This is a genomic window from Bradyrhizobium sp. USDA 376, assembly GCF_054063675.1.
On record NZ_JBSSGN010000001.1, the window covers coordinates 4,356,745 to 4,381,824 of the forward strand.

Annotated in this window: 21 protein-coding genes; 9 read left to right on the plus strand and 12 right to left on the minus strand. The window is 64.7% G+C overall.

The features are described 5' to 3' along the window. Positions 1 to 41: 41 nt before the first annotated feature. From ACVJ19_RS20435 to ACVJ19_RS20445, 3 genes are all read right to left on the minus strand, one after another. Complete coding sequence (locus ACVJ19_RS20435) at positions 42 to 2,831, minus strand: hypothetical protein (RefSeq protein WP_453950784.1); 2,790 nt, start codon at positions 2,829 to 2,831, stop codon at positions 42 to 44. 425 nt (positions 2,832 to 3,256) lie between these two features. Further along, a complete protein-coding gene (locus ACVJ19_RS20440; RefSeq protein ID WP_453950785.1) occupies positions 3,257 to 3,526 on the minus strand; it encodes an HGGxSTG domain-containing protein in 270 nt (89 codons plus the stop codon). Next, a complete protein-coding gene (locus ACVJ19_RS20445) occupies positions 3,523 to 4,128 on the minus strand; it encodes a hypothetical protein (protein ID WP_453950786.1) in 606 nt (201 codons plus the stop codon). Before ACVJ19_RS20445 ends, ACVJ19_RS20440 begins: the two co-directional genes overlap by 4 nt. 421 nt (positions 4,129 to 4,549) lie before the next feature. Between ACVJ19_RS20445 and ACVJ19_RS20450 the strand changes: the two genes are divergently transcribed. Then, positions 4,550 to 5,533: a Bug family tripartite tricarboxylate transporter substrate binding protein gene (locus ACVJ19_RS20450; RefSeq protein ID WP_453950788.1), complete on the plus strand. Its 984-nt coding sequence runs from the start codon at positions 4,550 to 4,552 to the stop codon at positions 5,531 to 5,533. 195 nt (positions 5,534 to 5,728) lie between these two features. Here the strand turns inward: ACVJ19_RS20450 and ACVJ19_RS20455 are convergent, their stop codons facing one another. The 4 genes from ACVJ19_RS20455 to ACVJ19_RS20470 all read right to left on the minus strand — a co-directional run bounded on the left by ACVJ19_RS20455 (position 5,729) and on the right by ACVJ19_RS20470 (position 11,468). Next, positions 5,729 to 8,269 carry a branched-chain amino acid ABC transporter ATP-binding protein/permease gene (locus ACVJ19_RS20455; protein WP_453950790.1) on the minus strand — a complete coding sequence of 847 codons (2,541 nt, stop codon included), beginning with the start codon at positions 8,267 to 8,269 and terminating at the stop codon, positions 5,729 to 5,731. Continuing rightward, the gene (locus ACVJ19_RS20460; RefSeq protein ID WP_453950792.1) at positions 8,266 to 9,141 is read right to left on the minus strand and encodes a branched-chain amino acid ABC transporter permease; all 876 of its coding nucleotides are present in this window, start codon (positions 9,139 to 9,141) and stop codon (positions 8,266 to 8,268) included. Before ACVJ19_RS20460 ends, ACVJ19_RS20455 begins: the two co-directional genes overlap by 4 nt. A 27-nt stretch (positions 9,142 to 9,168) precedes the next feature. Then, complete coding sequence (locus ACVJ19_RS20465) at positions 9,169 to 10,413, minus strand: ABC transporter substrate-binding protein (protein WP_453950794.1); 1,245 nt, start codon at positions 10,411 to 10,413, stop codon at positions 9,169 to 9,171. Positions 10,414 to 10,553: 140 nt separating this feature from the next. After that, the gene (locus ACVJ19_RS20470; protein WP_453950796.1) at positions 10,554 to 11,468 is read right to left on the minus strand and encodes an IclR family transcriptional regulator; all 915 of its coding nucleotides are present in this window, start codon (positions 11,466 to 11,468) and stop codon (positions 10,554 to 10,556) included. Between the two features lie 222 nt (positions 11,469 to 11,690). On the opposite strand from ACVJ19_RS20470, the gene ACVJ19_RS20475 reads away from it, so the two are divergent. From ACVJ19_RS20475 to ACVJ19_RS20485, 3 genes are read left to right on the plus strand one after another with little or no spacing between them, the layout of a single operon-like run. Further along, entirely contained in the window at positions 11,691 to 13,490 is a 1,800-nt protein-coding gene (locus ACVJ19_RS20475) for a thiamine pyrophosphate-binding protein (RefSeq protein ID WP_453950798.1), read from the plus strand. 39 nt (positions 13,491 to 13,529) lie between these two features. After that, the gene (locus tag ACVJ19_RS20480) at positions 13,530 to 14,234 is read left to right on the plus strand and encodes an SDR family oxidoreductase (protein WP_453950799.1); all 705 of its coding nucleotides are present in this window, start codon (positions 13,530 to 13,532) and stop codon (positions 14,232 to 14,234) included. A gap of 10 nt (positions 14,235 to 14,244) precedes the next feature. Next, complete coding sequence (locus ACVJ19_RS20485) at positions 14,245 to 14,628, plus strand: cupin domain-containing protein (RefSeq protein ID WP_453950801.1); 384 nt, start codon at positions 14,245 to 14,247, stop codon at positions 14,626 to 14,628. A gap of 1 nt (position 14,629) precedes the next feature. Here ACVJ19_RS20485 and ACVJ19_RS20490 read toward each other — a convergent pair whose 3' ends face one another. From ACVJ19_RS20490 to ACVJ19_RS20505, 4 genes are all read right to left on the minus strand, one after another. Further along, on the minus strand, positions 14,630 to 15,592 hold the full coding sequence (locus ACVJ19_RS20490; RefSeq protein WP_453950803.1) for a lytic transglycosylase domain-containing protein: 963 nt from the start codon (positions 15,590 to 15,592) through the stop codon (positions 14,630 to 14,632). A gap of 205 nt (positions 15,593 to 15,797) precedes the next feature. Then, entirely contained in the window at positions 15,798 to 16,073 is a 276-nt protein-coding gene (locus tag ACVJ19_RS20495) for a hypothetical protein (protein WP_453950804.1), read from the minus strand. A 77-nt stretch (positions 16,074 to 16,150) separates the two neighbouring features. Continuing rightward, a complete protein-coding gene (locus tag ACVJ19_RS20500) occupies positions 16,151 to 17,008 on the minus strand; it encodes a VOC family protein (RefSeq protein ID WP_453950805.1) in 858 nt (285 codons plus the stop codon). A 147-nt stretch (positions 17,009 to 17,155) separates the two neighbouring features. After that, positions 17,156 to 18,346: a urate hydroxylase PuuD gene (locus ACVJ19_RS20505; protein ID WP_453950806.1), complete on the minus strand. Its 1,191-nt coding sequence runs from the start codon at positions 18,344 to 18,346 to the stop codon at positions 17,156 to 17,158. A 263-nt stretch (positions 18,347 to 18,609) separates the two neighbouring features. Here ACVJ19_RS20505 and ACVJ19_RS20510 point away from each other — a divergent pair, with 263 nt between their 5' ends. After that, on the plus strand, positions 18,610 to 19,920 hold the full coding sequence (locus ACVJ19_RS20510; RefSeq protein ID WP_453955168.1) for a PQQ-dependent sugar dehydrogenase: 1,311 nt from the start codon (positions 18,610 to 18,612) through the stop codon (positions 19,918 to 19,920). A 213-nt stretch (positions 19,921 to 20,133) separates the two neighbouring features. On the opposite strand, the gene ACVJ19_RS20515 is transcribed toward ACVJ19_RS20510, so the two are convergent. After that, on the minus strand, positions 20,134 to 20,934 hold the full coding sequence (locus tag ACVJ19_RS20515) for an SDR family NAD(P)-dependent oxidoreductase (protein ID WP_453950808.1): 801 nt from the start codon (positions 20,932 to 20,934) through the stop codon (positions 20,134 to 20,136). Positions 20,935 to 21,183: 249 nt separating this feature from the next. Between ACVJ19_RS20515 and ACVJ19_RS20520 the strand changes: the two genes are divergently transcribed. From ACVJ19_RS20520 to cyoD, 4 genes are read left to right on the plus strand one after another with little or no spacing between them, the layout of a single operon-like run. Next, positions 21,184 to 22,017, plus strand: a complete 834-nt coding sequence (locus ACVJ19_RS20520) for a cytochrome ubiquinol oxidase subunit II (RefSeq protein WP_453950810.1) — start codon at positions 21,184 to 21,186, stop codon at positions 22,015 to 22,017. Next, complete coding sequence (gene cyoB, locus ACVJ19_RS20525) at positions 22,007 to 24,007, plus strand: cytochrome o ubiquinol oxidase subunit I (protein WP_453950811.1); 2,001 nt, start codon at positions 22,007 to 22,009, stop codon at positions 24,005 to 24,007. The genes ACVJ19_RS20520 and cyoB overlap by 11 nt, the downstream gene beginning before the upstream one ends. Next, the gene (locus ACVJ19_RS20530) at positions 24,007 to 24,648 is read left to right on the plus strand and encodes a cytochrome (ubi)quinol oxidase subunit III (RefSeq protein WP_453950812.1); all 642 of its coding nucleotides are present in this window, start codon (positions 24,007 to 24,009) and stop codon (positions 24,646 to 24,648) included. Before cyoB ends, ACVJ19_RS20530 begins: the two co-directional genes overlap by 1 nt. Next, on the plus strand, positions 24,645 to 25,034 hold the full coding sequence (gene cyoD, locus ACVJ19_RS20535; protein ID WP_453950813.1) for a cytochrome o ubiquinol oxidase subunit IV: 390 nt from the start codon (positions 24,645 to 24,647) through the stop codon (positions 25,032 to 25,034). Before ACVJ19_RS20530 ends, cyoD begins: the two co-directional genes overlap by 4 nt. Positions 25,035 to 25,080: the final 46 nt, after the last annotated feature.

The window sequence follows — 25,080 nt, forward strand, 5'->3', positions numbered from 1 at the left end:
AGCACGATGACAAGGATCGCATTGACGTTCCTGGTGCTCACTCATTGCGGTGGTGGCGGTGGCGAGGCTCCGATCTTGCTTTTGAGCTTCTCGACAATCGAGAGGAATGTCGGCGGCGCTCCGGTCTTCGCGTCGACCGAAAGACCTTCGCCGGACTCGAATGCGCATGCTGCGATCTCGTGGCCGAGCGCCCGGTAGCTTTCGAATTGCGATTCCGAGAAGAACTGGTTCAGCGTGGTCTCGTGCGGAAAGGTCGGGTGGGCGATCGCGTAGCTCAACACGCCCATGGGCTCCGTGCCGTGCAGGCCCGACTTGAAGTACAGGAGCAATCCGTCCTGCGAGGTGCCGCCATCGGCCTCGCTATAAAGAATGTCGCCAATCGCCCAGTAGGGCGCCTGCTCCGCGGGGGTCGGCCGTTCCTTGAAGCGCTTCTTCAGGAGGTCCAGCCCGTGCAGGTCGATGCGGACTCCGAGGTCGATCCAGATCTTGCGCAGCGCGTTGCCGAGATCTTCGAAGGAATAATCGGGGTCGCAGCCGGCGTCGCTGACCACGATCACGCGGCAGCGCCGGCGAACCATCTCGTAAAGGCCGAGATTTTCGAAGTGCCCGCCGTCGGTCAGGTAGACCCAGCGCTCGGTCTCGCTGGTCAGGCCGAACATCTCCATGAAGAACGGCCGAAGCGCGTTCGTTGGCTTGACCTCCGAATAGTAGGGATTGTCGCCGCGCGGATTGGCCAGCCACCAGCCGAGCCGCACATTGAACAGCGCCATCAGGAAGGCCACGCCGGGCGACGAGTTGTAGCCCATGCTCGGACTCACGGCCGCGCCGGAAATCGCCATGGCAGTCCCGAGCGTCAGGTTTCCGCCGTAAGGCTGCGGCTGGTCGGCTGTGGCGTAGGTCGTCCGGTATGCACCGTCCGAAAATATGGCGCTGCCGCAATGCAGAGGCGAGAACGTGAAGGGCGCTGCCATCCGTTCCTGCCAAGCCAGGTTCTTGGATGACACGAGATTGAGCGCCCCGCTGATGACGTGGAGCGGCTTCCATTTGGCCCCTGTCGGCGCGACGCCATGCTCCCAAAGCTCTTGCAGGAGCGGGCTGTCCCGGCCGTCGAAATCCGTGAAGGCGTTCTTCGTCTTGTCACGCTCCTTCTCGTTACGCGACGCACCCAGAAAGGCGCGAACCAGCCGGTTCCGGTAGAGGCCGTGGAGTGAGTACCGGTTGATGCTGAGGACATGTGAGGCCGCGTAGATCAGCACGCCGAGCAAGATGCCGGCCACGAACACCATGATCCAGGGCATGTGACTGTCTGCGCCGGAGGCAAACGATTTGAAAGCCGCGTCCCAACCGATGGACAGCAGAGCGACCAGGACTGCCGCGAAGATCGCCGCTGCAATGGCCGCGATCGTGTTGAGTCCGAGGTATTGGCGCAAGCCTGAAATCTGCTCGGCGGCGGTCTTGGTCTTCGAACTTGCTCCGAGGAGGATGGAGAGCAGGCCGGAAAGACCTCCTCCGGCTGCGAGCGAGGGCACGGTTGCACTGCCAATCTGTGTCTCGATCCATCTTGCGGCCGGTGGCGCGCCGAGCACGAGCCCGAACCACACGAGCCAGCCGAGATAGGCCAGCGTGAAGAACCCGCTCGACCGCGCCTGAAATTCGAGCCCGACGTCCACTTCGGACAGGAACTCGGCAAACGCAATATAGATCACGTCGGCGACGATGCGCGCCAGCACGATCCAGGGCAGCCCGAGTACGCAGGCAAAACCCGCGGCCGTGGCGGCGGAGTCGGACGGGTTGATGCTCCAGAGCAAGATCAGTCCCATGGCGCTCAGCAGACCGAAAGCCGCGCCGGCGACGGCCCAGGCGATTGGCTCGATCCGCGGATGCTTGGGACGGGCGGCGGGCGGTGGGCGTGCAGACTTTCCAAAAACGACTGTCCATAGCGGTGCCAGCGCCCAGGAGATGAGAAAAAATATCACTCCAAGCAGTGTTCCGCGGATCAGCACCGCCGCTGCCAGGTGCTCGCGTTCGAACTGCTCGAGGAATCCGAATCCGCCGGCACTAAGTATGTCGGAGAGCGTCTGTAGGCCGTATGGACTTTGCAGCACGAAGGCAAGAAGTGTGGCTCCGACAAGGAAGGGAGCGAGATCGCACAGGAGAAAGCGGGGTTGCGAGACATTGATCCAGCCGCGCGCGGGGCGGTTCGCGACAGAGAAGGACAGGGAAACCAACAAGCAGAGCGTTGGTATGGTCATCACGACCAGGAACCATATCGATCTTTCCGTGATGCCGTGGGCGTCGATGAGAGCGAAGTAGAGTGCCTTGGTGACGAGCACCGCGAGGATCATCGGAGGGACGAGCAGGATCCAGTTCAGGAACAGATTGCGCAGGACGCTGGCGACATCGCTCCACAGGTCGGGAGAAAGCGACGAGAAGCTTGGAGAGAGGAAGTGCGAGTTGCGCCGAAGGTTGGAGATCGGCTCTGCTTCTTCGTGATCTCCGAGTTGACCGCGGCTCTCTCGCCGATTGAGGGCTGAAACCACCGGGTCCGGCGTGGAGCCCTGAGCGGTCTTGCCCGTATTCGCGGCTGCTCCGTGAGAAGGCAGCTTGCGCTGCTGATAGAGCCAGGCTGACAGCCAACTGCCGATATAGCCGCCGCCCGATACTGTCGACAGATACTCGAACTGCTTCAGGGCCGAATCTTGCTTCTCGCCCTTGCGCTTCGACGTGACCTCCAGCGCCGCGATCCTTTGCAGGATACCGAGCGCAAACGCCGCGCTGCGGATTCCTCCACCGGACAGGCACAGCGCCCAACGGTCGTCTGCGTTGAGCACCCGATAGACTTCAAGGAGCTCATCGGGGACCGGCTTGGCCGGCGGCGGCGGTGACCCTGGCGGGGTTTCGGTGGACAGCGCATTTGTAACCGATAAGTCGAAGGGAGGGATCGGCGAGGGCTTAGGCGCTGGCGGTGCCGGAATCGGCGAGCTGCCGGCTGCTGCATCGTTCTCGTTCTTTGGCGGGAATTTCAGGGGATCTCCGGCGAGCGCCCGTCGTTCCTCCAAGAGGACCTGCGAAAGATTCAATGCCCCCATGACACCCCTCCCGCCGTTTCACCGAGATCGGTCCAAGCTAGCGATAACGGCAATGGCGGGCGTGTGAAGCAGTTCACAAACACGCACAAATTGTCAGGGCGGGCCCCGGGATGGGATGCGGCGAAGCGCAACCGACCGGCGCGAGAGCGGCAGCGCGCCCAACGACATCAATTCAACTCCTCTAGCAGTCTTTGCGCCTCGTCGAGCAGCAGGCGCAGCTGCGCCGACTCGGCTCGGGCCGCTCGCGTGAACAGGCCGTGCTTCAGCGCATTTTCGTTTCCTTTCGGGGCGCCGCTTCGTCGCGCGCCTCCATGCATGCGACATCGCTCCTTCCCCTGCCGGGCCGGTGCACGGCACGTGCCGCCATCGCGGGTCCTCGCGCCGCAGCGAAGGCTCGACCGCATCGGAGCCGTGTTGCGGGCGTGGGCGCCGGTCATGGGTTTGCCCCTTGCCTTGCGTCGCCCGGGCCCGCTTCGGCGACAAGCACGTTCGAATGCTGCATGACGTTGCCGACGATCGCCCGTCCGCCGTCCTGCACGGACAGGTTCTGCACCGTGATCGCGCGTTCGTCGCTGTTGCGGTGGCGGCTCAGCGCCTCGACCTGGGCCGCAAAGGTGCGGGACAGCCGGGTCAACGCGCGGGTGACGCTTTCCTGCTGCGGCAGATCGTCGATGCAGGCAAGCCGGCAGGCGCAGCGCATCGCCGCCATGTGAACCGAGACCATCTGGGACACCAGCATGGCCTCGATGGAATCCTTCGGCGCGATGCTCCTGATCGTCGAGATCATGAAGGCGAGATTGGCCTCGTCGGGCTTCTGTCCGATCGCGCTCGCCTTGACCAATTGCCGGAGCATGCCGTGCAGCGCGTCGCGGTCGACGGCACCGAGCGCCTCGGCCAGCAACCGCTCGCCGGCTTGCGGGTCCGGATGGCTGATCGCAATGCGGCGCTTGTAGAGTTTGACCCGCGGGCTCGCAGCAGCGGCGCTGCGATCGTTTGCCGCAAGTGGCGATGTGATGTGACGTTCGAGAGCTGTCGTCATGTGCCGTGTCCTTTGCTGACGCAGGCACGCGCGAGCGACCGTTCGCTCGTTGCGCGCGGATGCGAATTTCGGGATGTCGATGAAGGGTTTACCCGCAACCAGGTCATGACATCCATGGCCGGATCGGCGTGGATGCTGACGATTGTTGCGATGGTGGCATTCTGCCGCTGTTTTGCCCGACAAGTCAAACGGCCCTGCCGAGCGCGCAAGTCCCTGTTCTCTCAGGTGCCGGCTACTGTGCATGGGGTTGTTTTCGCACTTTTTGTTTGGAAGCAGCGTTCGCCTGCCGCGCGGCGGAATGCCGGGCACGGCAGGCGTGGAAACGCGATTGCGAAATCCGGTGCGGCCGCTCATCATGGTCTTCGCATGCGCTGCACCAACAAACATGCACAAGCGGCGCGCGAGGTTGGGGAGAGAACGAATGCAACGAACGGCCCGCCTGCTGGCGCTCATCGCCGGATTATGCGCCGCTGCACTGACGACCGAGGCGCTCGCGCAGAAATATCCGTCGCGGCCGGTGAAGATCATGGTCGGCTTCAGCGCGGGCGGCCCCGTCGACGTGGTCGCGCGCATCATTGGCGACCGGCTCGGCAACAAGCTCGGACAGCCCTTCGTGGTCGAGAACCGCGCCGGCGCCAACGGCATGATCGCCGCCGAAGGCGTCGCGCGTGCTGATGCGGACGGCTACACCATGCTCGCCTGCAACTCCTCCACCATCACGCTGAACAAGACGCTGTTCAAGGACATCCGCTACGATCCGGAGAAAGACTTCGCGCCGCTCACCACCGTCGTGTCGGCGCCGCTGGTGCTGGTGGTCAATCCGGAGAATCCCAAGACCGCCGATATCAAGACCGTCGCCGATCTCGTCGCGGCGGCGAAGGCCGCACCCGGCGCGCTCGCCTACGGCTCGGGCGGCAACGGCAACCTCGCCCATCTCGCCATGGAGCTGCTCGCCCAGAAGGCCGGGATCAAGCTGATCCACGTGCCCTATCGCGGCGGCGCTGCGTCCGAGGTCGGCATCCTCGCGCAGGAGGTTTTGGCGGTGTTCGATCCGCTCTCGGCCGTGCCGCTGGTGAAGGCCGGCAAGCTGCGCGCGCTCGCAGTGTCCTCGGCCGAGCGGCTGCCGGCGCTGCCCGACGTGCCGACAGTCGCGGAGGCCGGCTATCCCGGCTTCGACATCTCGTTCTGGGTCGGCTTCTTCATGCCGAAGGCGACACCCGCGCCGATCCTCCAGGCGCTGCACCAGGAAATCGTCACTGCGGCCAAGGATCCGGCGGTCGAAGAGAAGCTCGGCTCGCAAGGCGTCGTCAGCGTGCTGAGCCCGGCCGAGTATGCCGCCAAGATCGCGAAGGAGACGAAGGAGCTTGCCGAGGTCGTGGCGGCCGCGAACATCAAGGCGGAGTGAGTTCACCTCTCCCGCGCTTGTCCGCCGAAGCCTTGGCGAAGGCGGATGCGGGAGAGGTCGGCGCGTCCCGGGCGATGCGAAGCATCGTCCCGCGCGCCGGGTGAGGGTTCTTTCCTCTGGGGGACTATCCCGTTGCGGAGACACCCTCTCCCCAACCCTCTCCCGCAAGCGGGAGAGGGCGCGCACCTGTTTCCATCACAGCCACAGGATCTGCTTGCGATAGCCGAGATCGTTCAGCAGCGGCGCGGCCGGCCCCTGGTGAAACACCGCGCCGCGCTCCAGCGCGAAGACCCGGTCGGCGAGCGCCAGCACGAGGTCGAGATTGTGCTCGACGATCACGATCGACATGTGCTTGCGGAGCTGGTCGAACACCTTGAAAAGCTCCAGTGTCACCGCCGGGGCAAGTCCCTCGAAGGGTTCGTCGAGCAGCAGCAGGCGCACATTGCCGGACATCGCACGCGCAACCGCGACCATCTGTTGCTCGCCGCCGGAGAGATAGTCGGCCGCGACGTTCATGCGCTCCTTCAGGCGCGGAAAATAGTGCAGGATCTGTTCTTCGTTCCAGACCACGCTGTCGCTGCCGTCGGTCTTGCGGGCGAGGCGGCCGAGCGCGAGGTTTTCGCGCACGGTCATGCCGGCAAACAGCCCGCGGCCCTGTGGCACGTAGCCGACGCCGCGCCGCGCGATGTCGGGGGCGGCGAGGCTCGCGATATCGCTGCCGCGATAATCGATCGTGCCCGAGGCCGCCGGCACCAGGCCGGCGATGGTCTTCAGCAGTGTCGACTTGCCGGCGCCGTTGCGGCCCAGGAGCGCAACGATCTCGCCCTCGCGCACGTCGAGCGCGGCATCGCTCAGGATTTGGCTCTTGCCGTAGAAGGTGTTGACACGATCGAGGCGGAGCACGGTCTCGCGCGCGCCGGCCTCCTCGATGCTGCGCCGGTGCTCGACCGGAGGAATGCCCTTGCCGGTGTAGATCTCCTGCACCCGCAGGTCGGCGCGCACCGCCTTCGGGCAATCGGACATCAGCACCGCGCCCTGGTTCATCACGGTGACCACTTGCGAGAAGCCGAGCACGCGGTCGATGTCGTGCTCGACGATCAGCACCGGAATGTTGGCCGCGATGTTCTTGACGAGATTGGAGACGCGCTCGCGTTCGGCGGCGGCAAGGCCCGCCAGCGGCTCGTCGAGCAGCAGCACCTGCGGCTTGGAGCCAAGCGCGATGCCGAGATCGACCAGCCGCTGCCCGCCATAGGAGAGCTCGCCGCCTTCGATCTCCTCGATGCCTTCAAGGCCCAGGAATTTGACCAGCGCCGCGGTCTCGGCATGGATATCTTCGTAGGCGTCGATGTCGTTCCAGATGTTGAAGCGCATCGCGCGCCGCGCCTGCAGCGACAGGCGGAGGTTCTCGTAGATCGTCAGCCCGCGAAACAGATTGGTGATCTGGAACGAGCGCGCCAGCCCCTGGTGGCAGATCGCATTCGCCGGCACGCCGGCAATGTCGCGTCCCCTCAGGCGGATCGTGCCCTGGTCCGGCGCATAGAGGCCGGAGACGAGATTGAACAGGGTGGTCTTGCCGGCGCCGTTCGGCCCGATCAGCGCGTGGATCTCGCCGGCGGCAACCTTGATGCTGGCGTTCTCGACGGCGCGGATGCCGCCGAACTTTCGGGAGACGCCGCTGACCTCGAGCACCGTGCCTTGCAGTGCTTCCGGCCGCAGGAAGTCGGGCAGCGGCAGGCCGTCATAGATCTTGCGGCGGCTCATCGCCGCGGTTTCTTCCGCGGGAGGACGCAGGCGCCGCATGATCAGCGCACCGATGCCGACGAGGCCGCCGGGCGAATACATCACGAAGGCCACGAAGGTGAGACCGAACCAGAACAGCCAGTCCGACGTCCAGATCGAGAACAGCTCGCGGAACAGGATGAAGAACAGCGCGCCGAGCGCGGGGCCGAGCAGGCTGCGCATGCCACCGATCACGACCATCGCCAGCAGTTCGCCCGCGAACGGCACCGAGACGGCTTCGGCCGAGACGAGATAGTTCAGGAAACCGATCAGCGCGCCGGCAAGTCCGGTGACGACGGCCGAGATCACGAACACCGCGAGCTTGTAGCGCTCGACCGGATAGCCCTGAAAGCTCGCGCGCAGCTGGTTCTCGCGGATCGCGACCAGCACATGCCCGAACGGCGAGCGCACCAGGCGCATCAGCATGTAGAGCACGGCGAGGCCGATCACCGCGACGACGATGTAGTAGTTGAGCGCGCTGTCGAAGCTGACGGCGCCGATGCCGCCGCGCTTCAGCCCGCCCAGCCCGTCCTCGCCGCCGGTGAGGCTCGTCCAGCGGAATGCGGTGGTGTAGATCAGCGCTGCCAGCGCCAGCGTCAGCAGCGAGAAATAGACGCCGCGCCGGCGCAGGATCAGCATGCCGATCGCCGTCGAGCCGATCGCGACGACGACCATCGATCCCAGCAGCGGCAGCCAGATCTCACCCGGGAAGTATCGGAGCTGGATCAGGCCGGCGGCATAGGCGCCGATGCCGAACCAGGCGCTGTGACCGAACGAGACGAGGCCGGTATAGCCGATGCAGAGGTTCAGCCCCATGGTCGCGATCGCAAGCCCGACGATCCAGGTGCCGGTGTTCAGCGACAAGCCGAATGCCTTCAGCAGGAACGGGAGCGCGATGACCGCAATGGCCGCAATCAGCAGCGGCTGCAGCTTCGCGGGTGTGGAGGCGGCCCTCATTCGAACTTCTCGATGCGCTCGCCGAGCAGGCCGCGCGGGCGCACCAGCAGCACCAGGAACATCAGGATGTAGACCGAGGCTTCGCCGGCCGCTGGCTCGAAGTGAATGGCGATGCCGCGCACCACGCCGACGAGCAGGGCCGAGATGACCACGCCCCAGAAGCTGCCGAGGCCTCCGATCACGACGACGACGAAGGCGATGGTCATGATGTCGGCACCCATGGCCGGATGCACCGTGGTGATCGGCGCGAAGAAGGCGCCGCCGAGCGCGGCCATGCCGACGCCGAGCATGACGATCGCCGTCATGTAAGGCTGCAGCCGGATGCCGAGCGCGGCGACCATGTCCGGCCGCTGGATGCCGGCGCGCACCACGCGGCCGAACGAGGTCTTCTGCAGCAGCAGCCAGACGCCGAGCAGGATCGCCGCGACCACGGCCAGGATCAGCAGGCGATAGCGCGAGAACAGGAAGTCGCCGACGATGACCGAGCCGCGAAAGCTCTGGGGGATCTCGGTCGTAACAGGCGCTGCGCCCCAGATCATGCGGATGGCCTGCTCTGCGACCATCGCGAGGCCGAAGGTCACGAGCAGGCTCAGAATCGGATCGGCCGTGTAGAAGCGGCGCAGGATGAAGCGTTCAAAGAGGATGCCGAGCAGGGCGACGACGAACGGCGAGATCACCACGGAAACGCCGAAGCCGAGGCGTTTCGTCAGCTCGACGCAGACGTAAGCGCCGAGCGCATAGAAGGCGCCATGGGCGAGGTTGACGATGCCGCCGACCGAGAAGATCAACGACAGCCCGAGCGCGATGAGCAGGTAATAGCCGCCGAGCACGAGGCCATTCACCACCTGTTCCAGCAAGAACTCGAACTGCATGTTGCGTCCTTGCCGCGAGGGTGCGCGTCAGGCCTTCATCTCGCAGGGGTTCTGCTCCCTGGTCGGATAGATCGTCTCGAGCGGATCGTTCGCCGCCGGCACCGCATCGCCCAGCACCAGCATGTCCCACTGGTCCTTCATCTGGTCCTTTGGCTTGACGGTGAACGGATAGGCCTCCTGCACCAGCTGGTGATCCCAGGCGCGGAAGTAGGCTTTTCGCGCTTTCATGATGTCGAACTGCGACTGCTTCTCGAAATAGGCGATCAGCTCAGCGCTGTCGGTCGACTTCGTCGTGTTGATCGCCTCCGCCAGCAGCTTCAGCGTGACGTAGTCGATCCAGGCATGGTTCTCCGGCGGCTTGCCGTATTTCTTGCCGAACGCGGCGACAAAGGCCTGCGACGCCGGATTGGCCAGCGTGTGATACCAGACCGTCGGCCAGGTGCCGCTGAGATTGCCCGCGCCCGCGGCCCAGGCATCGCCGGTGTTGAGGTTGAAGCCGACCAGCGGATAGGGCAGGCCGAACTCGGCATATTGCTTGACGAGATTGGTCACCTGGTTGCCGGCGAGATTGCAGCAGACCACGTCGGGTTTCGCTTGCCGCACTTTCAGCAGATACGGGCTGAAATCGGTCGCATCGGTCGCGATCAGCTCGTCGCCGATCAGGTTGGCGTCATGCGTGCCGAAGAAGGCCTTCGCAGCCTTCAGCAGGTCGTGGCCGAAGATGTAGTCGGCCGTCAGCGTGAAGAACTTCCTGCCCTTCACCATGCCCTTCTGTGACAGCGCGGTGCCGACCGCGTTGACCATCACGGTGTTCGGGATGTCGCAGTGGAAGGAGTATTTGTTGCAGTTCTTGCCGCGCAGCGCGTCCGAGCGGGCGCCGGTCGAGAAGAACACTTTCTTGTTGCGCTCGGCGACCTGCATGATGGTGAGCGAGGACGCCGAGGAGATTTCGCCCAGCAGCACCGCCGCGCCGTCCTGCTCCAGCATCCGCTGCGCCTTGGTCGCGGCCGTCGCGGGGTTGATCGAGTCCTCGGAGAGCAGGTCGATTGGCTTGCCCAAAACGCCGCCGGACGCGTTGATCTCTTCCGCCGCGAGCTTCACGCCAAGCTGCGCGTAGCTGCCGATCACGCCGAGAAAGCCGGTGAGCGGCGTCAGGTGTCCGATCCGGATCTTCTCGGCCTGCGCTCTCACGATCGCGGGAAATCCCAGTGCGGACGCGCCGAAGAAGGCGGCGCCCGCACGTAACACCGTCCGTCGCGGGTAGCGGATCATGTTTGTCTCCTCCCGGGTGCATCGTGCCTCTCTTCAAAAACCGGGTATCCGATAATGTGAGAGATATTCTTTTAATGCTGGAGGATAATCCCGAACGCCATTGCCGGTGTCAACCGGCAAAATCGCCGCTTGCGCGCGGTTCAGACTTTTTGCGCGAACGCCTTGTGCGCTCGGTCCTTGGCGCCGAACTCGGCCGAGAGGCGGTCGGCCGCAGCCTGCACGACCTGCGCGCCGGCGTGCAGCGCCTGGTTGGAGAGCCGCCAGATCGGCCCTGAAATGCCGAGTGCGCCGATCACCTGTCCGGTGAAATCGGTGACCGGCACGGCAACGCAGCGTACCTCCGGATTGAACTCGCCGTCGTCGAAGGCGACGCCGGTCCGCTGCACTTCCGCGATCTCACGCATGAGGACGCCGGCGTCGGTGATCGACTTCGGCGTTGACGGCTTCAGCTCCGCGCGATCGAGGAAGCGCTTGAGCTGCTCGGGGCGGAGCGAGGCCAGAATGATCTTGCCGAGCGCGGTGCAGTGCGCGGGTCGCACCACGCCGACGCGGTCGGTCAGCTGGAACGCGCCGGGGCCGCTGGTGCGCGCGATGACGACGACGGCATCGCCCATCCGCACGGCAAAATGGCTGCTTTCGCCGGTCTGGCGCGACAGCTCCTCCAGCACGGGGGTCGCGACATTGACCATCTCAATCTCGTCGAGCGCGCTTGCCGCGAGCGCGAACAGCGGGCGGCCGATACGGTAGCGCTTGTTGTCTTTCTCCTGACGGAGATAGCCGAGCGAGACCAGCGTCTTTGCCAGATGAAACGTGGTGGAGTTGTGCAGGCCGACCAGCTTGCTGAGTTCCGCAAGGCCAATGCCCTCGCGATGCCGCGCGACCTCTTCGAGGATCGAGAAGGCACGGCCGAGCGATTGCACGCCGCCGCCGCGCTGCTTGTCATCGGCGTCGACGTCGCCGTCGGCTCTGGCAGCGGGGACCAGCTTGGCAATCGCAGCCTTGCGCGGGCTTGCAGGCTTCTCGGTCGTGGGCTTGGTGCGCGATTTCAAGGACAAGGTCCCCTTCTCGTGAATCGACGTGACTCCGTTGTTGCGACCCTAGCACGCAACCGGCGCGACCGTCGGCGCGGAGCTCGGCATTTCCTCGAGGTGGAGACTATCACAATATAAATTGACGTACAGCATTATGAGAAATAGGCTCCCGCGGCCCTGTGATGACCGGCCGCGTTCCCCGCATCGGTGCAGAAGACGTCGTCGGGCCGAGAGGGAGACGGGTTGATGTCGAAGAACATGCTCAATGGCGCCCAGGTCATTGTCGACTATCTGATCCAGGAGAAAGTGCCGCAGGTGTTCGGGCTCTGCGGCCACGGCAACATCCAGTTCATCGACGCGCTGTACGAGCGCTCGTCCGAGATCAAGACCATCTCCGTGCATCACGAGAGCGTCGCCGGCTTCATGGCCGACGTCTATTACCGCGTCTCCGGCAGGCCGACGGCAACCTTCACCTCCTGCGGACCGGGCTCGGCGAATCTGCCGATCTCGCTCGCAAACGCCTTCCTCGATTCCGTGCCGTTCATGGCGATCACCGGCAATGTGCCGACCAGCCAGTTCAACCGCGGCGCCTTCCAGGAGATGTACCGGCACCACCAGGCCGACTTTCCCTCCACGGTGCGCACGATCTGCAAGAAGGTGTTTCAGCCGACCCGCGGCGAGATGGTGCCGCTTGCCGTGCGGCAGGCGTGGAAGACGATGGTCACGGGACGGCCCGGTCCCGTGGTGGTCGACGTGCCCTTCGACGTCTTCATGGAGTCAGCAGCGGAAGAAGCACCGAAGGCGATCGAGTGGAACGCCAACATCTCCAGCCGCTGCGGCGCTGATCCCGATGGCGTGGAGAGGGCGGTCGACATGCTGCTGTCGGCGGAGCGGCCGGTGATGCTGGTCGGGCAGGGCGTGCGTTATGGCGGCGCGGCGGATGAATTGCGAAAGCTCGCCGAACGGCTTCAGATTCCTGTGGCGGCGTCCGCGAGCGGGCTCGGTGCGCTCGACGTCAATCATCCGCTCGCGCTCGGCCTCGTCGCGCGCGCCGGGCACTATCAGGCCAATCATGCGACGCGTCAGGCCGACGTGCTGCTGGCGCTCGGCGTCCGTTTCGACGACCGCACCTCGAGCTCGTGGATCCCTGGCTATTCCTTCACGATCCCGCCGACGCGCTTGATCCATGTCGACATCGATCCCGAAGAGATCGGCCGCAATTATCCCGTTGCGCTCGGCCTGATGGCCGACGTCCGCACCTTCCTGCGCCAGGTCCATGTCGAGCTCGATCGCCGCGACAACCTCTCTAGGAAGTCCGACGCGCGCAAGAAATGGCTGACGCAGATCGACGGCTATCGCAGGGAGTGGGACAAGTTCGTCGCGCCGGGCTTCTCCGACGACACCACGCCAATCAATCCGCAGCGCGCAGCGGCCGAGATCGACAAGGCGCTGCCGGAGGATGCGATCCTCGTCTCCGACATCGGCGTGCATCACAACTGGCTGCTCGGCTTCTGCAAGCCGAAGCGGCCGGATTCGCTGATCGGCTCGATGGGCTTTGGCCCGATGGGCTTTGGTGTCGCCGGCGTGATGGGCGCGAAATTCGCAGCGCCCGATCGGCCCTGCGTGTCCGTGTGCGGTGACGGTGCCTTCTTCATGCATGCCAACGTGCTCGGCACGGCGGTCGAATACAATCTGCCCGTGGTCTGGGTGGTCTGGAATAATTATGCCTACGCGTCGATCCGCGGGCTTCAGCGTGGCTATCTCGGCGGGCGTGAGCTCGCCACCGACTTCAAGCATCCCGAGACCGGAGAGCGCTACAATCCTGATTTCGCGGCGATGGCGCGCTCCTGCGGCGTCGAGGGTGTGCGGGTCGACCGCGCCGCCGATATCGGCGAAGCGATCCGCAAGGGCATCGCCGCGAACAGGCCGTATCTGATCGATGTCGACATCGCCGCCGACGTCAATCCGGCGGGGGCCGGCGTCTGGGAATTGCCGGGCCTTGGCCAGAGCAAGGCCGGCATCGGCAAACGCTTCCAGCCGGGCTGATCGCAGGCCACCAATCAAGAACATAGCAGGGAGAGGGAAATGACGCTCGCAGGCAAGAAGGTCGTCGTGATCGGCGGCTCCTCAGGCATCGGCCTCGCTACGGCAGAGCTTGCCAAGGGAGAGGGCGCGGACGTCGTCATCGCCTCGCGCAGCGCCGCCAAGCTCGATCCCGTCGCCGAGCGGTTGAAGGTGACGGCGATTCCCACCGACGTCACCAGCGACCAGAGCGTCACTGATCTGTTCCGCCGCACCGGCCCCGTCGATCACGTCGTGCTGACCGCAGCGCAGCTTCGGACCGGACCATTCAAGACGGTTGCGATGGAGGATGTGCGCGGCACGATGGAAGGAAAATTCTGGGGAGCCTGGCGCGTGGCGCGCGCAGCCGAGATCCGTCCGGGCGGCTCGCTGACGCTGGTTACCGGCTTCCTCAGCGTCCGGCCGCGGCCGAACTCGGCGATCATCAGTGCGGCCAATGGCGCGCTGGAATCGCTGGCCCGTGCCCTTGCGCTCGAGCTTGCGCCGGTGCGCGTGAATGCGGTGTCGCCGGGCGTGATCGATACGCCGATCCGGGCGGCGATGCCGGAGGCGGCGCGCAAGGAGATGCTGGCGAAGACGGCGGCGTCACTGCCGGTCGGCCGCGTCGGCGTCGCCGAGGACATCGCCCGGCAGATCGGAAGCTTCATGACCAACGGTTTTGCCACGGGTTCGATCGTCTATATCGACGGTGGCGCACTGGTGAACTAGGGACACGATCATGGCTGAAGAAAGCAATGGCGCCTTCATCCGCAACATCGCAGAGGTGCCCTGGCGCGAATTCCCCAACCATTTCGGCGGTGCGCTGTCAAAACCCCTGGTGATGCCGGAGACCGCGGGCTCGCGCCGCATCGACTACCGGATCTCGATGTACCAGCCGATGGCCTATGTCGCGCGCCACCATCACAAGGTGCAGGAGCAGGTCTATCACGTGCTCGACGGCGAGGGGCTGATGGAGATATCAGGCAAGAACCATGTCGTGCGCAAGCACGACGTGATCTTCCTGCCGCCAGGCGTCGAGCACGCGATCTCGAATTCGGGCCTGACCGACCTCGTGTTCCTGGTGGTGACCTCGCCGGTGACGGACGACGACAAGCCGGTGTGAGCTAGCCCGAAGATCGTTCGCGCGCGGCAAGCCGGATGGCACGGGCCTTGGCGCTCTTGCCGGTCGCGCGCGCCGCGATCATGCTGCGCGCCTTGCCATGGGCCGAAGCGCTTTTCCGCAGCAGGGACGCGAACCGCTTGCGCGCACGGTTTGCCGAGAGGCGCGCCGCCAGCTGCTCGGCCTTGCGCATGATGGTGACGACGGACGGCGTCAGGCTCACCGGAACCCAGGCGACATCCTTCGTCTTGGAGAGGCTGCCGATGCCTTCGCATGGCGCCTCGCGCGGCAGGTCGATCCTGATCGCGAGGGCCTCCGTGCGTTCGGTCCAGTCCTCGGCCCTGGTGCCGGTGATGATGCGGACATAGTCGCGCGTCTCGCGCGGCAGCTCGCTTTCCTTTGCGAGCCATTTCTGGATGCGGCCGGGCCCTGCGTTGTAGGCAGCCGCGGCGAGACCGAGGTTGCCGAAATCGTCGCGGAGCCTGCGCAAGAACTTTGCCGATGCCGGCAGCGCCTTCATGGGATCGAAGGGATCATCGAGGCCGACTTCGGCGGCCGTCTCCGGCATGAATTGCGCGACGCCCTGCGCGCCGGCCGGGCTGACCTCGTTGGAACGAAAGCGGCTCTCCTGCCAGAGCAGGCGCGCGAAGAACGGCACGGGAATGCCGCTGGCCTCAGCCGCCTCCCTCAACGCGTGACAGAATTGGTCGGTTGGCGAAGCCGGGGTCTGCACGACGGTTTCGACCGTGCGCGCCGGCTCGATTGGCTCCTCGTAAGCCGCGCGCGCGTTCGCGAGCTCAATGGCCTGCACGCTCGCGAGGAAGAGCTCGACCAGGGGCACCAGCGAGGGGGCGCGATCGGCCTTGGGAGTGGAGTTGTCGAAACTTGACGGTTGCCAGGACGGCGGCGAGTCGACGTCGCACATCAGAATCAGGAACGCAGCGCAAGCCGCGACGAGAAATCGCATCTCGGTAAGAGTCCTCGAACTGTGGGGGAACGACCAGCGCCTGCGCCGGTGACGAGGACTTCATTAACCGTAATTGCGGCGAAGCTGCGATTCCGAAGGGCGCCCGGTGTTAGTACGGTGTTCCCGCCGCTGAACATACGGCGTGCGCCGCGGATCTACGGGAACCGCAGCGCCTGTCACGCGTAGTGTGCGCAGACTGCCGCGCTTACGCCTTGGGAAAATCCTTGCGCATCGCGATCTCGGCGGCATCGCCGGGCGACAGCACGGTCTGGTCGAAGGCGGCCTGCGGCTTCGTCATGATGTCATAGAGCGAGATGCCCTTGATCGGCTTGCCCATGAGCTCTCGGACGCAGTCGGCGAGCGTCCCGTTGTAGACGAGATAGGGCGGGCCCCGATGCTTCTGCCTCTCGCCCTTCAGCGACGGCCACTTCTTCAGCTCGGCCGGCGCGTCGTAGGCGATCGGCGATCCCTCTTTGAACATGCGTCTGGTCCCGGCGACTTGGATTGCCGGGAATCCTAAAGCCGCCGGGTAAACACGCGTTAAAGAATTAGTTCAAATCAGCCGGCAATGAAGGCGAGCAGGGTGCCGTTGGCCTTGGCCGGGGGGACGCAGATCGCGGTCCCGCTCCGCACCGCGGCCGACCCCAGCGCCTTCTCGGTCGCCGCGAGATCGCCGCTGACCAGCACCAGGGCCGCGCCGCCGCGCTCGGAGAGGCCTGCGAGTGGCACGCCGGGATAGCGCTTGGCCAGCTGGTCCAGCGTCAGATAGACGAAATCGGCGCGCTCGCCGCCCGAGGGCACGGTCACGGCGCCGTCAGCCTCAGCCTTCGGCTCGCGGTCGATCAGCCGGCCCAGATGCGCGGCGTCCTTCGCCGGCTCCGGCGTTGCGATCAACGTCTGCTTGATCCGCCTGGCCGCATTGGCATGCTTCATGAGCTCGGGAATCCACACCGTCTCGTGGGTCTTGTGCTGGCAGGCGAAAATGCGCACGCCGCCGGGTGCCTCGGCGGTCGGCCACATGAAGGTGCGGAATTTCGCCGCCGAGATCGTACCATCAGGCAGCGTGACGGGGCGTTCGAAATCAGTCGGGCCGATCGGCGTCAGGCCTCGCGCGCGAATCTCCTCCGCGCCGGCGGCGCTATCGACCGCGGTGAAGGCGATGCGCTCGATGCCCTCGCCATGCCGCTCGACGAAGGCGCGGGCCGGCGCATTGTGCTCGGTCGCCACGAGCACGCCGAGCAGCTCCATATAGTCGGGGTCGAACATGATGGTGTAGTTGCCGGTGCCCATATGCGCGCTGTGGGTGCCGCGCGGGGAGATGGTGAAGCCGAGCTGGCGATAGTTCTCGGCGGCCTTGTCGAGGTCCTTCACCATGACCACGGCGTGGTCGATACCGATGACGTTCTTGAGGGCCACTGTTCTCATCCCCGAATGTAAACTGAATTTTGACCGCACCAGCGGCCGCTGGTCCTGTCTACGCCGGATGGGCGATCAAGTCATTTTCAATTCAGTGGGAAATGCGGAATTTCGTTCCGCCAAATGTGGCCGCGACGCGTGACGGCCTCAGCGCGCCTGCTCGATATAGGCTGCGAGGATGGCGCGCTCCTCGCTGGTCATTTCCGTGATGTTGCCCGGTGGCATCGCATTGGACCAGGCGGCGACGCGGCCGATCCGGCGGATGTTGCGGTGGATGTGTTCGGGCGCGTCGAGCAAAATGCCTTTCGGCGCGGTGACGATGCCGGCCCAGACCGGCTCGGCCGCATGGCACATGCTGCAACGGGACATCACGATCTCTTCGACATTGGCGGCTGTGACCGGCGTCGACAAGGCGCCCGTCTTCACCTCGCGCGGGCCGGCGGCGGAGAGGAAGAGGATTGCCACCACGCCCACGGCGGCCACGCTCCACACCCACCACGGCGATTTGCGCCCGGCATGGCGCTCGTTGAAGAAGTGGCGGATCACCGGCCCGAGCGCCAGGATGATCGCGACGATGATCCAGTTGAAGCGCGTGGCGTAGAGCAGGGGATAGTGATTGCTGATCATCAGCACGACCACGGGCAGGGTCAGGTAGTTGTTGTGGACCGAGCGCTCCTTGCTGGTCTTGCCGAGATTCGGATCGGGTGCCTGTCCCGCGATCAGCGCCGCCACGATCTTCTTCTGGTTCGGGATGATCAGCGTGAAGACATTGGCGACCATGATGGTGCCGATGATCGCGCCGATCTGGTTGAAGGCGCCGCGGCCGCTCAGCACATGCGTGAAGGCATAAGTGAGCGCGACCAGGAACAGATAGCCGCCGATGGCGAAGGGCAGCTCGCGCTGTGCCAGTCCGCTGCGGCAGGCGGCCTCATAGAGCAGCCACGCCAGCGCCAGGCTGAAGAAGCTGAACAGGCCGGCCTGGAATGGCGTGAGATCGAGGATCGACTTGTCGACCAGGAACAGGTCGGCCTCCAGATAGTACACCACGACCATCAGCGCGAAGCCGGACAGCCAGGTGGTGTAGGCCTCCCATTTGAACCAGGTCAGCTCGTCCGGCATCTGGCTTGGCGCGACCAGGTATTTCATGATCCGGTAGAAGCCGCCGCCATGGACTTGCCAGGCCTCGCCCTGCACGCCGTCAGGCAGATCATCCCTCGGCTTCAGGCTGAGGTCGAGGGCGATGAAGTAGAAGGAACTGCCGATCCAGGCGATCGCCGCCACCACGTGCAGCCAGCGGAGCAGCAGGCTCGCCCATTCCGATATGATGGATCCCCACATGATCACCCCATCAGGTGCGACATGGATGCCGCAGCTTTGATGGCCGCAACCGGCGGCCGCGCCCTTACAATGTCTCGCACCTATCCGCGGTGTTTTCCAGTACGATGGATTGCGGCTGATGCACATCGTGCGGGCATGAGCTGATGTGGGATGCGGCAGGCGTTTTGCCTGTCGCGGACCCTTTGCAGGTCGATCGACGTTGACGCGCGAGACATGCAGGCCGGGAGGAAGACGACGTGAAAAGCAAGACATGGACCGTGGGGATGTGCGCGGGGTGGTTGATCGCGGCCGCGACCGGTGGGCAGGCCGAGCCGGTGCTGCAGGGCAAGGACGCCTATGGCGATTGGCAGTCCGACAAGCCCGGCACGGTCAGGTTGATCCGGCCGCAGGATCTGGTCGGGCCCGGCGTCACACGTTCGGTCGCGAGCTTCGCGCGCGTGGTGCCGCGGCCGCCGGATGCCTCGCCGCAGGTGCCGCCGGGTTTCAAGATCGAGCTGTTCGCCGACGGCTTGCGCGCGCCGCGCATCATACGTGTGGCGCCGAACGGCGATGTCTTCGTCGCGGAAACGCGGGCCGGCACCATTCGCGTGCTGCGCACTGGGGAGGGCGGCAAGGTCGCGACCAACGAGGTGTTTGCGAGCGGCTTGAAGCAGCCGTTTGGCATCGCCTTCTTTCCAAACGGCGACAACCCGCAATGGGTCTATGTCGCCAACACCGACAGCGTCGTCCGCTTTCCCTATCAGGCCGGCGATATCAAGGCGCGCGGCAAGGCGCAGACGATCGTGGCAAGCCTGCCGCATAACGGCGGCCATTCCACGCGCGATATCGTCTTCACGCCGGACGACAAGCGCATGCTGGTGTCGGTGGGTTCACTCAGCAATGTCGCCGAGGGCATGGGCACGCCGCCGGGCGGAATGGGTGCCTGGTCGAAAGCGCAGCCGCTCGGCGCGGCCTGGGCGAGCGAGACGGAGCGCGCCACCGTGCTGGCCTTCAATCCTGATGGCAAGGACAGGAAAATCTACGCCACCGGCATCCGCAACTGCGTCGGCCTTGCGATACAGCCGCAGACAGGCTTGCCCTGGTGCTCGACCAACGAGCGCGACGGTCTCGGCGACGATCTCGTGCCCGATTACGTGACGAGTGTGAAGGAAGGCGCGTTCTACGGCTGGCCGTGGTTCTATATCGGCGGCAATGAAGACCCGCGCCACGCCGGCGCGCGGCCTGATATCAAGGACAAGGTGACGGTCCCCGACGTGCTGATTCAGCCGCACTCGGCCTCGCTCGGCATGACGTTCTACCAGGGCACGCAGTTTCCGACTGAATACCAGGGCGGCGCCTTCGCCGCGGAGCACGGCTCCTGGAACAGGTCGAAGCGTACCGGCTACAAGGTGATCCGTATCCGCATGAAAGACGGCCAGGCGACGGGCGAGTATGAGGATTTCGTCACGGGGTTCGTGGTGAGCGACACGGAGGTGTGGGGGAGGCCGGTGGGCGTCGCGGTGGCGAAGGATGGATCGCTGCTGGTGTCGGAGGATGGCAATGGGACGATCTGGCGGGTGACGCATTCGCGGTGAGCGAGCGTGCTTCGCCTCTCCCCGCTTGCGGGGAGAGGCCGGAATTTGCGGAAAGCAAATTCCGGGTGAGGGGGACTCTCCGCGAGTCCGTCTGCCCTTGCGGAGACTCTTCCTCACCCCGACCCTCTCAGCGCGAGCGAAGCTCGTCGCGCCCCCGCATCCGCCTTCGCCAAGGCTCCGGCGGACAAGAGCGGGGAGAGGGGGAAGAAAGACCTACCCCCTCCTCACACTCGCCCCGCCATCCACCGGCAGTGTCACGCCGGTGATGAAATTCGCCTCGTCCGATGCCAGGAACAGCGCGGCGTTTGCGACGTCCCAGCCGGTGCCCATCTTCCTGCGCAGCGGCACCTTGCTGTCGCGCTCGGCTTCGACCTCGGCGCGGGTCTTGTGCCATTCGCGGGCGCGGGTATCGACCGCCATCGGCGTGTTCATCAGGCCGGGCAGGATGACGTTGGCGCGGATGCCGTATTCGGCGTTCTGGTAGGCGAGTTGTTCGGTGAAGGCGATCATCGCCGATTTGGTCGCCTTGTAGGCGACATAAGGATACGTCGTGATCGCCGCCATCGAGGAGATGTTGATGATGGCGCCGCTCCCTTGCGCGCGCATGATCGGGATCACCTCTTTCGCGGCCAGAATGCAGCTCTTCAGATTGATGGCGACGACGCGGTCGAACGCCTCCTCGGTCAGTTGGAGCAATTCGGCATCGCCGCCGGATAGACTCACGCCGACATTGTTGTGCAGCACGTCGATCCGCCCCCAGCGCGTTTGCGCGTCCTCAACCATCGCCTTGATCTCAGTGGACTTGGTCACGTCGGCCTTGAAGGCCGCGGCGGTACCGCCTGTCGCGGTGATCATCGCGACCGTTTCCTGCGCCGAGTCCAGATGATGGTCGACGCACAAGACCTTCGCGCCTTCGCGCGCGAAGGTCAGCGCGGTGGCGCGGCCGTTGCCCATGCCTTCGCCGGGGCTTTGCCCGGCGCCGACGACGACGGCAACCTTGTCCTTCAGGCGCATCTCAGCTCACTCCCTGGATCGGTACATCTCATTATTTTCTTGCAGATTAGCAATCGCCCCGACCGGAGAGAAGGGCGCGGCTCCTGCGTTCATGTCATTGACATCACATGGAATTGCATGCGGCGGCCGGCTCGTCGGGCATGGCTGCCCTTGCGGTTCAGGAACCGTTCCGAAGTCGCGGCGTTTGTTGCGGAGCCTTTTCCGCGCTAGGCTCTCTCCCGGGGCTTCCCAATCGCCAGTGGCTTGCCGATGAATCTGCTCGACCCACAAGGGCCCGTGGCTGTGGCCAACAGCACCATCCTGGTCGATTCCGTCTTCATCATGCTCGTGATCGTGGTCCCGACCATTTTCGCGATTCTGGCTTTTGCATTCTGGTTTCGCGCCTCGAATCCGAAGGCGCGCTACCAGCCGGATTTCGTCTACTCCGGCCGCGTCGAGATGGTGGTGTGGTCTATACCTGCGCTGACCGTCATCCTGCTCGGCGGCGTCGCCTGGATCGGCTCGCACCAGCTCGATCCCGCAGCGCCCGTGCCGGGGACCGGCAGCCCGGTTCGCATCCAGGCCGTCTCGCTCGACTGGAAATGGCTCTTCATCTATCCGGACCAGCGCATCGCCACCGTCAACACGCTGACGGTGCCGGCCGGCGCCGAGCTGAATTTCCAGCTGACGTCGTCGAGCGTGATGAACACGTTCTTCATCCCGCAGCTCGGCAGCATGATCTACACCATGAACGGCATGGTGACGCGGCTGAACCTGCGCGCGGACAATGAGGGCAAGCTTCAGGGCCTCTCCGCGCATTTCTCCGGCGACGGCTTTCCGGACATGATGTTTGACGTCAACGTGATCTCGCCGCTCGCCTTTCCGGAATGGGTGGCGACCACGGCAAAGACCGACGCGGTGCTGAACGAGGAGAGCTACACCAAGCTGATGCAGCAGGGCATCGAAAAGGGTAGGCCGGTCTACCGTCTCGAAGACCCGCGCCTGTTCGACCTGATCGCCACCCAGCACATTCCGCCGGGGCCGGGCCCGGAGCTGATCTCCCAAGCCGGCCGGTCGCACAGTGGAGGTCACGATGCTCGGTAAGCTCGACTGGTCGGCCATTCCGTTCGATCAGCCGATCCCGCTCGTCGCGGGCGCGGTGGTGCTGGTCGCGATCCTCGCCGTGTTGATCTGGGTCGTGGTGAAGGGGCATCTGCCCTATCTCTGGCATGAATGGATCACCAGCGTCGATCACAAGCGCATCGGCGTCATGTACATCCTGCTCGCCTCGGTGATGCTGCTGCGCGGCGGCAGCGACGCCATCATGATGCGGATCCAGCAGGCGGTCGCCTACCAGTCGCAAGGCTATCTGCCGCCGGAGCACTACAACCAGATCTTCTCCGCGCACGGCACCATCATGATCTTCTTCGTGGCGATGCCGTTCGTGATCGGGCTGATGAACCTCGTCGTACCGCTCCAGCTCGGCGTCCGCGACGTCGCGTTTCCGACGCTCAATTCGGTCGGCTTCTGGTTGACCGCGACCGGCGCGCTGCTGGTCAATATCTCGCTGGTGGTCGGCGAATTCGCACGCACCGGCTGGCTCGCGTTTCCGCCACTCTCCGGACTGTCCTATTCACCCGGCGTCGGCGTCGACTATTACGCCTGGTCGCTGCAGATCTCCGGCGTCGGCACGCTGGTCGCCGGCATCAACCTTGTCACGACGGTGCTGAAGCTGCGCACCAGGGGCATGAACTATCTGCGCATGCCGATGTTCTGCTGGACCACGCTGGCCTCGAACCTCTTGATTGTCTCAGCGTTCCCGATCCTCACCGCGACGCTCGCGATGCTCTTGCTCGACCGTTACCTCGGCTTCCACTTCTTCACCAATGAAGCCGGCGGCAACGTCATGATGTTCATGAACCTGATCTGGGCCTGGGGGCATCCTGAGGTCTACATCCTCGTGCTGCCGGCCTTCGGCATCTTCTCCGAGGTGGTCTCGACCTTCTCCGGCAAGGCGCTGTTCGGCTACCGCTCGATGGTGCTTGCAACCATGGCGATCTGCGTCATCTCCTTCATGGTCTGGCTGCACCATTTCTTCACAATGGGTGCAGGGCCGGACGTCAATGCCATCTTCGGCATCGCCAGCATGATCATCGCGATACCGACCGGCGTGAAGATCTACAATTGGCTGTTCACGATGTATGGCGGCCGTATCCGCTTCGCGACGCCGATGCTGTGGTCGGTCGGCTTCATGGTGACCTTCATCATCGGCGGACTGACGGGCGTGCTGGTCGCGGTGCCGCCCGCGGATTTCATGCTCCACAACAGCATGTTCCTGGTCGCCCACTTCCACAACGTCATCATCGGCGGCGTACTGTTCGGCGCCTTCGCTGGCTTCGAATACTGGTTCCCGAAGGCCTTCGGCTTCCGCCTCGACGAGCGCTGGGGCAAGGCCGCGTTCTGGTTCACCTTCGCAGGCTTCTACGTCACCTTCATGCCGCTCTATATCGCCGGCATGCTCGGCATGACCAGGCGCCTGCAGCATTACGACGTCGCGGCCTGGCGGCCCTGGATGATCGTCGCGGCATTCGGCATGGCCGTTCTGACGATCGGAGTGATCTGCCAGATCATGCAGCTCGTGGTCAGCATCCGCAATCGCGAGGCGCTGCGCGACCGCACCGGCGATCCCTGGGACGGCCGCTCGCTGGAATGGGCGACGTCCTCGCCGCCGCCGGTGTTCAACTTCGCCTTCCACCCCGATGTTCGCGGCGAAGACGCCTATTGGGACATGAAGGTGCACGCCCGGCAGCAATCGTTCGAGCATGACGTGCCCGAATATCAGGACATCGAGATGCCCAGGAACTCGCCGACCGGGTTCATCTGCGCGTTCTTTGCCAGCATCATGGGCTTTGCGTTGATCTGGCACATCTGGTGGATGGTGATCCTGGGTGGCATCGGCGCGTTCGCGACCTTCGTCGTGTTCGCCTGGCGCGATCATGACGAATACGTCATTCCCGCCGAGGAGGTCGCCCGCATCGATCGCGTCAATCTCGAGGAGCGGCGCAGCCTCGTCAGCATGGCGGGAGCGGTCTGATGGCGATGACAGCAACCGTCGGCCATGCCCACGCCGATCCCCATCACATCGGCGTCGTCGTCGAGCATCCCGGGCCGGCGTCGAAGCGGATCGTCACCGCCTATGGTTTCTGGGTCTTCCTGCTCTCAGACATCGTGATGTTCTCCTGCTTCTTTGCGGCCTATGCGGTGCTGTCCGGCCAGACCGCGGATGGCCCGAAGGGCTCGGAGATCTTCGAGCAGAGGAACGTCGCGATCGAGACGGTCTGCCTGCTGCTGTCGAGCTTCACCTGCGGCATGGCCAGCATTGCCGCCGACGTGCGCAACCGGTTCTGGTTCTATCTCGGCATGGCCGTGACCTGCGTGCTCGGCCTGATTTTCCTCGTCATCGAGTTCCGCGAATTCGCCGATCTCGTCGCGCGCGGCTATGGCCCCTCGCGCAGCGCCTTCCTGACGTCGTTCTTCTCGCTGGTCGGCTGCCATGGCCTGCACGTCTCGGCCGGAGTGCTTTGGCTTCTCACGATGATGGCCCAGGTCTTCGCCAAGGGTTTTCGTGCCGACGTCCTGCGCCGGATGATGTGCTTTGCGCTGTTCTGGCATGCGCTCGACATCATCTGGGTCGGGGTCTTTTCCGTCGTCTACCTGCTTGGGGGTGCCCCATGAGCGATCAGACGCATATTCCGGCCGGGCACGATCTCGCGCCGGGCGAGGAAGAGCAGCATAGCGTCGGTGAGCGGATCCTGGGTTACGTCGTCGGTCTCGTGCTGGCGCTGTTGCTCACGGCGACCTCGTTCTTCATCGCCGGCACTGATCTGGTCTGGCAGCCTTCGATCCCGGTCGCGCTGATCGTGCTGGCGATCGCGCAGATGGGCGTGCACCTGGTGTTCTTCCTGCACATCACCACCGGCCCTGATAACACCAACAACGTGCTGGCGCTGGCCTTCGGACTGCTGGTGGTCTTCCTGGTGGTCGGCGGAACCGTCTGGATCATGTCGCATCTGAATGCGAACATGCCGCCGATGGACCAGATCATGCGGATGCGGACGTAGAGACCCCCCAAAAAAGAAGAGCCGCTTGTTGTGACAAGCGGCCCAA

Excerpts from the sequence above, each read along its gene's own strand:
- ACVJ19_RS20440 (WP_453950785.1), bottom strand. The coding sequence starts at position 3,526 with ATGACCGGCGCCCACGCCCGCAACACGGCTCCGATGCGGTCGAGCCTT.
- ACVJ19_RS20445 (WP_453950786.1), bottom strand. The coding sequence starts at position 4,128 with ATGACGACAGCTCTCGAACGTCACATCACATCGCCACTTGCGGCAAAC.
- ACVJ19_RS20450 (WP_453950788.1), top strand. The coding sequence starts at position 4,550 with ATGCAACGAACGGCCCGCCTGCTGGCGCTCATCGCCGGATTATGCGCC.
- ACVJ19_RS20455 (WP_453950790.1), bottom strand. The coding sequence starts at position 8,269 with ATGAGGGCCGCCTCCACACCCGCGAAGCTGCAGCCGCTGCTGATTGCG.
- ACVJ19_RS20460 (WP_453950792.1), bottom strand. The coding sequence starts at position 9,141 with ATGCAGTTCGAGTTCTTGCTGGAACAGGTGGTGAATGGCCTCGTGCTC.
- ACVJ19_RS20465 (WP_453950794.1), bottom strand. The coding sequence starts at position 10,413 with ATGATCCGCTACCCGCGACGGACGGTGTTACGTGCGGGCGCCGCCTTC.
- ACVJ19_RS20475 (WP_453950798.1), top strand. The coding sequence starts at position 11,691 with ATGTCGAAGAACATGCTCAATGGCGCCCAGGTCATTGTCGACTATCTG.
- ACVJ19_RS20480 (WP_453950799.1), top strand. The coding sequence starts at position 13,530 with ATGACGCTCGCAGGCAAGAAGGTCGTCGTGATCGGCGGCTCCTCAGGC.
- ACVJ19_RS20485 (WP_453950801.1), top strand. The coding sequence starts at position 14,245 with ATGGCTGAAGAAAGCAATGGCGCCTTCATCCGCAACATCGCAGAGGTG.
- ACVJ19_RS20490 (WP_453950803.1), bottom strand. The coding sequence starts at position 15,592 with ATGCGATTTCTCGTCGCGGCTTGCGCTGCGTTCCTGATTCTGATGTGC.
- ACVJ19_RS20495 (WP_453950804.1), bottom strand. The coding sequence starts at position 16,073 with ATGTTCAAAGAGGGATCGCCGATCGCCTACGACGCGCCGGCCGAGCTG.
- ACVJ19_RS20505 (WP_453950806.1), bottom strand. The coding sequence starts at position 18,346 with ATGTGGGGATCCATCATATCGGAATGGGCGAGCCTGCTGCTCCGCTGG.
- ACVJ19_RS20510 (WP_453955168.1), top strand. The coding sequence starts at position 18,610 with ATGTGCGCGGGGTGGTTGATCGCGGCCGCGACCGGTGGGCAGGCCGAG.
- ACVJ19_RS20515 (WP_453950808.1), bottom strand. The coding sequence starts at position 20,934 with ATGCGCCTGAAGGACAAGGTTGCCGTCGTCGTCGGCGCCGGGCAAAGC.
- ACVJ19_RS20520 (WP_453950810.1), top strand. The coding sequence starts at position 21,184 with ATGAATCTGCTCGACCCACAAGGGCCCGTGGCTGTGGCCAACAGCACC.
- cyoB (WP_453950811.1), top strand. The coding sequence starts at position 22,007 with ATGCTCGGTAAGCTCGACTGGTCGGCCATTCCGTTCGATCAGCCGATC.
- ACVJ19_RS20530 (WP_453950812.1), top strand. The coding sequence starts at position 24,007 with ATGGCGATGACAGCAACCGTCGGCCATGCCCACGCCGATCCCCATCAC.
- cyoD (WP_453950813.1), top strand. The coding sequence starts at position 24,645 with ATGAGCGATCAGACGCATATTCCGGCCGGGCACGATCTCGCGCCGGGC.